9 protein-coding genes are annotated in these 9,353 nt (G+C 61.9%); all 9 read left to right on the forward strand.

Annotation, left to right across the window (positions count from 1 at the left end; genetic code table 11):
* Positions 1-21 precede the first annotated feature (21 nt).
* The 9 genes from AABB87_RS19170 (at position 22) to AABB87_RS19210 (ending at position 9,004) form a co-directional block, all read left to right on the forward strand.
* Entirely contained in the window at positions 22-1,278 is a 1,257-nt protein-coding gene (locus AABB87_RS19170; RefSeq protein WP_341972880.1) for a lipoprotein-releasing ABC transporter permease subunit, read from the forward strand.
* Positions 1,271-1,972, forward strand: a complete 702-nt coding sequence (gene lolD / locus AABB87_RS19175; RefSeq protein ID WP_341972881.1) for a lipoprotein-releasing ABC transporter ATP-binding protein LolD — start codon at positions 1,271-1,273, stop codon at positions 1,970-1,972. The genes AABB87_RS19170 and lolD overlap by 8 nt, the downstream gene beginning before the upstream one ends.
* Positions 1,973-2,006: 34 nt before the next feature.
* On the forward strand, positions 2,007-2,885 hold the full coding sequence (gene purU, locus AABB87_RS19180) for a formyltetrahydrofolate deformylase (protein ID WP_341972882.1): 879 nt from the start codon (positions 2,007-2,009) through the stop codon (positions 2,883-2,885).
* Positions 2,886-2,902: 17 nt separating this feature from the next.
* Positions 2,903-3,739, forward strand: a complete 837-nt coding sequence (locus AABB87_RS19185) for a TatD family hydrolase (protein ID WP_341972883.1) — start codon at positions 2,903-2,905, stop codon at positions 3,737-3,739.
* A 22-nt stretch (positions 3,740-3,761) separates the two neighbouring features.
* On the forward strand, positions 3,762-4,328 hold the full coding sequence (locus AABB87_RS19190; RefSeq protein WP_341972884.1) for a DNA-deoxyinosine glycosylase: 567 nt from the start codon (positions 3,762-3,764) through the stop codon (positions 4,326-4,328).
* 1 nt (position 4,329) lies between these two features.
* Entirely contained in the window at positions 4,330-5,142 is an 813-nt protein-coding gene (locus tag AABB87_RS19195; RefSeq protein ID WP_341972885.1) for a spermine/spermidine synthase domain-containing protein, read from the forward strand.
* Positions 5,139-6,929 carry a GspE/PulE family protein gene (locus AABB87_RS19200; RefSeq protein ID WP_341972886.1) on the forward strand — a complete coding sequence of 597 codons (1,791 nt, stop codon included), beginning with the start codon at positions 5,139-5,141 and terminating at the stop codon, positions 6,927-6,929. Before AABB87_RS19195 ends, AABB87_RS19200 begins: the two co-directional genes overlap by 4 nt.
* Positions 6,930-7,020: 91 nt before the next feature.
* A complete protein-coding gene (locus AABB87_RS19205) occupies positions 7,021-7,485 on the forward strand; it encodes a tripartite tricarboxylate transporter TctB family protein (protein ID WP_341972887.1) in 465 nt (154 codons plus the stop codon).
* Positions 7,486-7,495: 10 nt separating this feature from the next.
* Entirely contained in the window at positions 7,496-9,004 is a 1,509-nt protein-coding gene (locus AABB87_RS19210; RefSeq protein WP_341972888.1) for a tripartite tricarboxylate transporter permease, read from the forward strand.
* The last annotated feature ends 349 nt before the right edge of the window (positions 9,005-9,353 follow it).

Below are 9,353 nucleotides of genomic sequence, written 5' to 3' on the forward strand. Positions count from 1 at the left end.
CCCTCAGTTAGCATGCCGGGCATGAATTGGCCTTATGAATTGCAGATTGGCTGGCGCTACACCCGCGCCGGACGTGGTGGGCGGCGCAACCGTTTCATCTCTTTTATCTCCGGCGTGTCGGTGCTGGGGATCGCGCTGGGCGTGGCGGCGCTGATCATCGTTTTGTCGGTGATGAATGGCTTCCAGAAGGAAGTGCGCGACCGCATGTTGTCGGTGATCGCCCATGTGGAGCTGATGAGCTACAACGGTGACGCCTTGCCCGACTGGCAAGCCACGGCGGCCAAGGCGGCCGAGAACCCGGCCGTGCAGGCGGCTGCGCCCTTCATCGCCTCGCAGGTGTTGGTGGCGCGCGGCGACGAGATGCGCGGCGCTATCGTGCGGGGCATCGAGCCCGAGGCGGAGAGTCATGTCACGCCCCTGGCCGCCCAGCTCAAGGACGGCGCCCTGGCGCAATTGACACCGGGCGCCTGGCACATCGTGCTGGGGGCGGAGTTGGCGCGCAGCTTGGGCCTGCGATTCGGCGACAAGGTCACGGTGGTCTCGCCCAGCGGCGATGTCTCGCCCGCCGGCACCGTGCCGCGCATGAAGCAGTTCACCTTGGTGGGCACCTTCAATGCCGGGCATTACGAGTACGACAGCGGCATGGCCCTGATTCATGTGGCCGACGCCGCCAAGCTGTTCCGCGTCACCGGCCCGTCCGGCGTGCAGCTGAAGTTGAAAGACGTTTACAAGGCTCGCGAGGTCGGCAATGAGTTGATGCGCAGCATGGGCCCGGAGATTCGGGTGCGTGACTGGACCCGCAGCAATGCCAATTGGTATGACGCGGTGCAGGTCGAGAAGCGCATGATGGGCATCATCCTGACCTTGATCGTCGCGGTGGCGGCCTTCAATTTGGTCTCCACCCTGGTGATGACGGTGACCGATAAGCAGGCCGATATCGCGATTCTGCGCACCCTGGGGGCCAGCCCGCGCTCCATCATGGGCATCTTCATGGTGCAAGGCGCTACCTCCGGCGTGATCGGTACGCTTTCAGGCGTTGGCCTGGGGCTGTTGGTGGCCTTCAATATCGATGTGATCGTGCCCTTCATCGAGCGGGTGCTCAACACCAGCTTCCTGCCCGGCAGCATTTATCTGATCAACAAGATGCCCAGCGACCCGCAAAGCGCCGACATCTGGCCCATCGTCATCACCTCGCTGATCCTGGCCTTCCTGGCCACCATTTATCCGAGCTGGCGCGCCAGCCGCGTGCAACCCGCCGAGGCGCTGCGTTATGAGTGAAGCCCAGATTGTTTTGCAAGGCCTGGGCCTGGAGCGCCGCTTCAAAGAGGGCGAGTTGGACGTGCGCGTGCTGGCCGGCGTGGATGTGACGGTGTTTCGCGGGCAGACCCTGGCCATCGTTGGCGCATCCGGTTCCGGCAAGTCCACCTTGCTGCATTTGCTGGGTGGGCTGGACAAGCCCTCGGCCGGCCGCGTCAGCCTGCTGGGGCAGGACCTGAGCCAGCTCAGCGAGAGCGCGCGTGGCGACTGGCGCAACCAGCATCTCGGCTTTGTCTACCAGTTTCATCACCTCTTGCCCGAGTTCAGCGCGCTGGACAATGTGGCCATGCCGCTGCGCATCCGCCGCATGCCGCAAGCCCAGGCGCGTGAGCGTGCTGCGGCGATGTTGAGCCGCGTTGGCCTGGCCGCGCGCCTCAAGCACCGGCCCGCCGAGTTATCGGGTGGTGAGCGCCAGCGGGTGGCCATTGCACGCGCCTTGGTCACGCAACCGGCTTGTGTGCTTGCGGATGAGCCCACCGGCAATCTGGATCGCAGCACCTCGCAAGCCGTGTTCGAGCTGATGCTGGCCACGGCGCGTGAGCAGGGCACGGCCTTTGTGATGGTGACCCACGACCAGAGCCTGGCGGCACAGTGCCAGGCCCAGCTGAATCTGGTGGGTGGCCATGTTCAACAAGCCGCTGCTGTAGCAGCCTGAGTATTCAAGAATTGAAGAATTAGAGAAGTCATCGATGAGCAACAGTCCTCGCAGCGCCAAGCGTTTCATCCTCAAACTGAGCTGCCCCGACAAGGCGGGCATCGTCCACACCGTCACCGGATTTTTGCTGCAGCATGGCGGCAATATCCTGACCTCGGCCCAGCATGGCGATGCCGATCACCAACGCTTTTTCATGCGCATCGAGTTCGAATGCGCCGCCGGAGCCGAGCAAGAGCGCTTGCGCGAAGCCTTCGCGCCCCTGGCTGCCGGCTTGCAAATGGACTGGGAGCTGGTGGATACGCAGGTCAAGACACGGGTGCTGTTGCTGGTGTCTAAGCTAGGCCATTGCCTGAACGATTTGCTGTTCCGGGTGCAAACCGGGCATTTGCCGATCGAGATTCCGGCCATCGTCTCCAACCATCGCGAGTTCTATCAGCTGGCCGCCTCGCACAATATTCCTTTCCATCACTTCCCCTTGCTGGGCGCGACGGAGGAGCAAAAGCAGGCGCAGGAGGGCAAGATCCGCGAGGTGATGGCCGACAACGACATCGACCTGGTGGTGCTGGCGCGCTATATGCAAATCCTCTCGCCCGAGTTCTGCCGCGATTTATCCGGCCGGGCCATCAATATCCACCACAGCTTCCTCCCCAGCTTCAAGGGCGCCAAGCCCTATCACCAGGCGCATGAGCGCGGCGTCAAGCTGATCGGCGCCACCGCGCATTACGTCACCTCGCATCTGGACGAAGGCCCCATCATCGAGCAGGAAGTGGCTCGCATTGACCACAGCCTGGTGCCTGAGCAGTTGGTGGCGATTGGCCGCGATGTGGAGTGTGTGACCCTGGCGCGGGCGATTCAATGGCATGCCGAACACCGGGTGCTGATGAATGGCAACCGCACGGTGGTTTTCCGCTAAGCGCTGACCGCTGAGGCATGCAGCATCCAGCCGGCATGTGGATAGACAGCCACTGTCACCTCGACGCGCCGGAGTTTGATGCCGACCGCAGCGCGGTGCTGCAGCGGGCGCGGGCCGCCGGCCTGGGGCAACTGGTGCTGCCCGCCGTGGCAGCCTTCAATTTCGACACGGTGCGGGAGTTGGCCCATGCCCATGGCCTGAGCTATGCGCTGGGCATCCACCCGCTCTACACGCCGCAGGCCCGCGAGCAAGACCTGACCCTGCTGGACGAGTTGCTGGGTCGCTACGGCGACGACCCGCGCCTGGTCGCGGTGGGCGAGATCGGCCTGGACTTCTTTGCGCCCGGCCTGGATGCCGCCCGGCAGCGCTTTTTCTACACCGAGCAGCTCAAGCTGGCCGGTCGCCACCGCTTGCCGGTGCTGCTGCATGTGCGGCGCAGTGCGGATCAGCTGCTCGCGGGTTTGCGGCGGCAGCCGGTTTCGGGCGGCATTGCCCACGCCTTCAACGGCAGCGCCCAGCAGGCTCAGCATTTTGTGGATCTGGGTTTCAAGCTGGGCTTTGGCGGCACGCTGACTTTTGAGCGTGCCCAGCAGATTCGTCGCCTGGCCCAAAGCCTGCCTGAGTCGGCCCTGGTGCTGGAAACCGACGCGCCCGATATTCCCCCGCATTGGTTGTACAAGACCGCCGCTGAGCGGGAGCAGGGCGCTGTGACTGGGCGCAACGAGCCGGCTGAGCTGCCACGCATTGCCGCCAGCCTGGCCGATTTGCGCGGCTGGACCTTGGCGCAAACCGCCGCCATCACCAGTGCCAATGCCTGCGCGGCCCTGCCCAAGCTGGCGGCAACCATCGCTTGAGACGATGACGAGCAAGCGTTCGATGTCTATTCCCGATGCTATTGGGGCCGCGGCGGAGCTTTCCCAAGCCGGATCAGCCCCAGGACCTAATGCCGTCCGTCTGCAGGGTTTGGCCCCGGTCTGGTCCGAGCGCGCGAAGTTGCTGGTCTTGGGCAGCTTCCCCAGCGTGGCCTCGCTGGCCGCGCAGACTTATTACGGTCATCCGCGCAATCAGTTCTGGCCCATTTTGTCGGCCTTGTGGCAGCAGGATCTGCGGGCGCTGCCTTATGCGCAGCGCCTGGACGTTGCGCGTCAGCGCGGCTTGGCGATCTGGGATGTTTACGCCTCCTGCGAGCGACAGGGCAGCCTGGACGCGGCGATACAGGCCGCCCAGCCCAATGATTTGCTTGGACTAGCGGCAAAGATGCCGCGGCTGCAGGCGATCGCCCACAATGGCGGGGAATCGGCCCGGTATAAACGCATCACCGCAAGCCTGGGCCTGCCCGTCTATCAACTGCCATCCACCAGCCCGGCGCACGCCAGCTGGACGATGGAACGCAAATTGGCGGCCTGGCGAGAGGTGTTTGAGCGCCATAGCCTTTTGGAGTGACATGATCAGCAATAAGAAAAACAAGAGCGGCGCCAAACCCGTGTGGGCGCCCGCCACCCTGTCGGAATTTGATGGCGTGCGCTTTTTGCATCTGGACAGCATCTGGGTGCAGGGCGCCATGCGGATTCGCAAGCCGCAGCAGCTGGAGTTGGAATACATCCAGCGCATGATGGTGTGGATGCTGTGGCGCGAGTCCGCGCAGCTGCGCGAGGGTCATGCCGTGCAACTGGGCTTAGGTGCTGCGGCCATCACGCGCTTTTGCCACAAGATGCTGCGCATGCGCACCACGGCAGTGGAGATCAATCCGACCGTGATCAGCGCCTGCCGGGCCTGGTTTCATCTGCCCGAGGACGATGCCAAGCTCACGGTCATCAATGCCGATGCCGCCAGCTGGGTGGCGGAGCCCCAGCAAGCCGGCACGGCCGATGTGCTCAATATCGACCTCTACGATCACGACGCTGCCTCGCCGGTTCTGGATGATGAAGCGTTCTATGCCCATTGCCGCGACTTGTTGAGCGACGGTGGCTTGATGACGGTCAATCTGTTCGGCCGCGATGCCAGCTTCACCCGCAGCGCCCTGCGCATCGCCAAGGTGTTCGGCTCCGATCAGGTGTGGAGTTTGGCGCCGACCAAGGAGGGCAACACCATCGTGGTGGCGGCGCGAGGTGTGTCGGTGCCGGATCGCGAAGAACTGGAACGCAGAGCGGCTAATATCGAGTCGCAGTTCAGCCTGCCGGCGCGGAAGTGGTTGCGTCTGGTGCGGCCTTTGCCCTTGAACATCATCCAACAGCTGCAAGCCGAGTCCACAACATGAGCGTGAAAGCCACCTCCGCACCCAATGCCAGCCCGCTCGAAGGCCGGCTGGACTGGCGGGCGATGCTGCACTGGCTGCTGGAAGACGGCTTGATCGACGAGCCTCAGGTGCTGCGCACCCAATCGCGCTTTGCGGCGGGGGACAGTTCCTTGCATCCCTTGGTGCGCCTGGGGCATGCCGGCTTGACCCGACTCAGCAATGGCAAGACCTTGGATGTCGATGCGCTGACCGAATGGGTGGCCGGCCGCGCCAAGCTGCCTTATCTGCGCATCGATCCGCTGAAGGTGGAGGTCGGCCGTGTCAGCGATGTGATGTCGGTGGGCTATGCCGAGGCCAAGCGCTGCTTGCCGGTGCAGGTCGGCTTGCTCGATGTGACGATTGCGACGTCTGAGCCCTTTGATACCTCTTGGGTTGCGCAAATCGAATCGCATATGCGCAAGCCGATCAAGCGCGTGGTGGCCAACCCGCTGGAGATTGCGCGTTACACGACCGAGTTTTTCACCCTGGCGCGGTCCGTGCGGGCGGCGGCCAAGGCGGGCGAGTCCAGCCAGGCCGCCAGCTTCGAGCAATTGGTGGAGCTGGGCCGCAGCAATAAACAGTTAGACGCCAATGACCAAGGCGTGGTCCAGGTGGTGGATTGGTTATGGCAGTACGCTTTTGATCAGCGCGCCAGTGATATCCACTTGGAGCCGCGCCGCGATATGGGCGTGATTCGCTTCCGCATAGACGGCGTGCTGCACACCGTTTACCAGTTGCCGCCGACGGTGATGAGCGCCATGACCTCGCGCATCAAGCTGCTGGGTCGCATGGACGTGGTTGAGCGCCGCCGGCCGCTGGATGGCCGCATCAAGACCCGCAATCCGGCCGGGGATGAGGTGGAAATGCGCCTGTCCACGCTGCCCACCGCCTTCGGTGAAAAGATGGTGATGCGGATTTTCGACCCCGACACTGCGGTCAAGGATCTGGCCAAGCTGGGTTTTTCTAGCCATGACAACGAGCGCTGGGAAAAGCTGGTGACGCAGCCGCACGGCATCATTCTGGTGACCGGCCCCACCGGCAGTGGCAAGACGACCACCCTGTATTCCACGCTCAAACGCCTGGCCACCGAAGAGGTGAATGTCTGCACCATCGAAGACCCGATCGAGATGATCGAGCCGGCCTTCAACCAGACCCAGGTGCAAAGCGCGCTGGATCTGGGCTTTGCCGAAGGCCTGCGGGCCCTGATGCGCCAGGACCCCGACATCATCATGGTGGGCGAAATCCGCGACCTGGCCACGGCCGAGATGGCGATTCAGGCCGCCTTGACTGGCCACCTGGTGTTCTCGACCTTGCACACCAATGATGCGGCGTCGGCCATCACCCGCCTGACCGATTTGGGCGTACCTTCTTATCTGATCAGCGCCACCGTGATCGGCGTGCTGGCCCAGCGACTGGTGCGCACCCTGTGCCCGCATTGCAAGGTGCCCGATCCGGCAGTGACGCGCGACACCTTGAACGAGATGCTCAAACACTGGCGCATGAATGGCGGCGTGAAGCCCTACAAACCGGTGGGCTGCCTGGAATGCCGCCATACCGGTTACCGTGGGCGTGCTGGCCTGTACGAATTGCTGACCATTGGCGAGTCCGTCAAGGCGCATCTGCATCCCGTGGCAGATATTTCAGCGCTGCGCCGTCAGGCCATGCAGGAGGGGCTGCGGCCGTTGCGCCTGGCAGGGGCCATGAAGGTGGCTGAGGGGGCTACAACGCTGGAAGAGATCTTGCGCAGCACGCCGCAGTGGCAGACTTGAGCCCTGGTCTTGCGTCTTGGGGTCAGGTTTTGCCTGCCGTGGTGTGAGCCGCTTCATCGGCGCCGCATGTTCGAGGAATGGAAGCGAAAAAATGAAAATCAAAAGTCAGCGGGATTTCTGGTCGGGGCTGATCTTTGTGCTGGTCGGCGTTGCCTTTGCCTGGGGCAGCATGAGCTACAAGTTCGGCTCTTCAGCCCAGCCGGGGCCCGCCTATTTCCCATTCTTCCTGGGTGTGTTGTTGGCCTTGATGGGCGGCATGGTCTTGTTCAAGGCGCTGAGCATTGAATCCGATGGGGGTGACCCGATCGGCAAGATCGCCTGGAAGCCGCTGCTCATCATCGTGGCCGCCATCATCGTGTTCGGCTTGGCTTTGCCGCGCCTGGGCCTGATCTTGACCTTGCCCCTATTGATCACCATGTCGGCACTGGCGGGCAATCAGTTCCGCTGGAGAGATGCTTTGCTCAATAGTCTGGTTCTAACGGCCATGAGCTGGGTGTTGTTCGTCTGGGGCTTGAAGCTGCAGCTTCCGGTCTGGCCTGTGATGTTCGGCGGCTGAGGGGCTAGGCATGGAATTGTTTGACAACTTGGCTTTGGGCTTGCATGTCGCCTTGACTTGGCAAAACCTGCTGTATGCCTTTGGCGGCGTGGTGCTTGGGACTTTGATCGGCGTGTTGCCGGGCCTTGGGCCAGTCGCCACCATCGCCATGCTGCTGCCGTCCATCTACGCGTTGGACGCCACGCCGGCCTTGATCATGCTGGCCGGCATTTATTACGGCGCGCAGTACGGTGGGTCCACCACGGCCATTCTCATCAATGTGCCGGGCGAATCCAGTTCGGTGGTCACCGCCATCGATGGCTATCAGATGGCACGGCAGGGGCGGGCGGGGGCAGCTTTGTCTGCGGCCGCGTTGGGCTCATTCTTCGCGGGTTGCGTCGGCACCTTGTTCATTGCCGCCTTTTCGCAGCCCTTGATCGTCATGGCGTCGAGCTTTGGCCCGGCGGAGTACTTCTCGCTCATGGTTCTGGGCTTGGTGGGCGCCGTGGTGTTGGCCTCAGGCTCACTGATCAAAGCTATCGCGATGATTCTGCTGGGCTTGCTGCTGGGGCAGATCAATACCGATGTCATTTCTGGCACGCCCCGCTTTTCCTTCGACATTCCCGAACTCACCGATGGCATTGGCTTCGTTGTCATCGCGATGGGCGTATTTGGCTTTGGTGAGATCATTGCCAATCTCGGCCAGCCGGAAGAGGATCGCGAAGTCTTTACCAATGATGTGAAGGGGCTCTGGCCCACGCGTCAGGACTTTCAGGAGGCCTGGCCCTCGGTGCTTAGAGGCACGGCCCTTGGCTCGGTGCTCGGCGTCTTGCCAGGAGGAGGAGCCTTGCTGGCCTCGTTCGCTGCCTACACGCTTGAAAAGAAAATCGCCAAACGGCCACGCATTCCTTTTGGCAAAGGCGCAATTCAGGGCGTGGCCGGCCCGGAGTCTGCCAATAACGCGGGCGCGCAGACCAGTTTCATTCCCATGCTGACCCTGGGCATTCCGCCGAATGCGGTCATGGCCTTGATGGTGGGTGCCATGACCATCAAAGGCATTCAGCCCGGGCCGCAGGTCATGACGAGCAACCCGGAATTGTTTTGGGGGCTGATTGTGTCGATGTGGATTGGCAACTTGATGCTGGTCGTCTTGAACCTGCCGCTGATCGGCATCTGGATCAAACTGCTCACGGTGCCCTACCGCTTTTTGTTCCCGGCCATCGTGGTCTTTTGCTGCATCGGCACTTATTCGCTCAATAACAATAGCTTCGATGTCTATATGACTGCGCTGTTCGCTCTGGTTGGGTATGTGCTCTACAAGCTCAGCTGTGAGCCTGCACCTTTGCTGCTCGGCTTCATCCTGGGGCCAATGATGGAAGAAAACCTGCGCCGTGCGCTGCTGCTCTCGCGGGGTGACTGGAGCACCTTCATGTCTCGCCCCTTGTCTGCAGGCTTGTTGATTGCGGCTCTACTGATGGTCGTGGTGGTCATGCTCCCGACCATCAAGAGCAAACGTGAGGAAGCGTTTCAGGAGGATTGATTCGCTGTGCCTTCTGATCTGCTCCCAGGTGAGTGCAGGGCTGGCCTTCCTCGCCTTGCTCACGCATCACAACTTTCTACCGAAATTCCGGCGGCCCTCAAAATTCCTGTGCTACAGTAGAGGGCTTCGCTACAGAGAAGCTTGTTTCGGCAACGAGACAGCACTGAATGAGAATTCGGTTTTGTAGCGTGAAGTGAGAGCGTTGAAAAACATATCGAAAGAAGTTTTTAAAACGCTTGACCGGTTTAAAGAAAATAGGTCATAATCTCGCTTCTGTGCTGCTGACGTCAAGTCGGTAGCGAACAAGTTAACGAAGGCTGAGGCCGGAGTTGCTTGAGCTCTTTAATAA

This window comes from Roseateles sp. PN1 (assembly GCF_038419725.1).
In the GTDB taxonomy this organism is placed as follows: Bacteria; Pseudomonadota; Gammaproteobacteria; order Burkholderiales; family Burkholderiaceae_C; genus Paucibacter_A.

Excerpts from the sequence above, each read along its gene's own strand:
- lolD (WP_341972881.1), top strand. The coding sequence starts at position 1,271 with ATGAGTGAAGCCCAGATTGTTTTGCAAGGCCTGGGCCTGGAGCGCCGC.
- AABB87_RS19210 (WP_341972888.1), top strand. The coding sequence starts at position 7,496 with ATGGAATTGTTTGACAACTTGGCTTTGGGCTTGCATGTCGCCTTGACT.
- AABB87_RS19195 (WP_341972885.1), top strand. The coding sequence starts at position 4,330 with ATGATCAGCAATAAGAAAAACAAGAGCGGCGCCAAACCCGTGTGGGCG.
- purU (WP_341972882.1), top strand. The coding sequence starts at position 2,007 with ATGAGCAACAGTCCTCGCAGCGCCAAGCGTTTCATCCTCAAACTGAGC.
- AABB87_RS19170 (WP_341972880.1), top strand. The coding sequence starts at position 22 with ATGAATTGGCCTTATGAATTGCAGATTGGCTGGCGCTACACCCGCGCC.
- AABB87_RS19200 (WP_341972886.1), top strand. The coding sequence starts at position 5,139 with ATGAGCGTGAAAGCCACCTCCGCACCCAATGCCAGCCCGCTCGAAGGC.
- AABB87_RS19185 (WP_341972883.1), top strand. The coding sequence starts at position 2,903 with ATGCAGCATCCAGCCGGCATGTGGATAGACAGCCACTGTCACCTCGAC.
- AABB87_RS19205 (WP_341972887.1), top strand. The coding sequence starts at position 7,021 with ATGAAAATCAAAAGTCAGCGGGATTTCTGGTCGGGGCTGATCTTTGTG.
- AABB87_RS19190 (WP_341972884.1), top strand. The coding sequence starts at position 3,762 with ATGTCTATTCCCGATGCTATTGGGGCCGCGGCGGAGCTTTCCCAAGCC.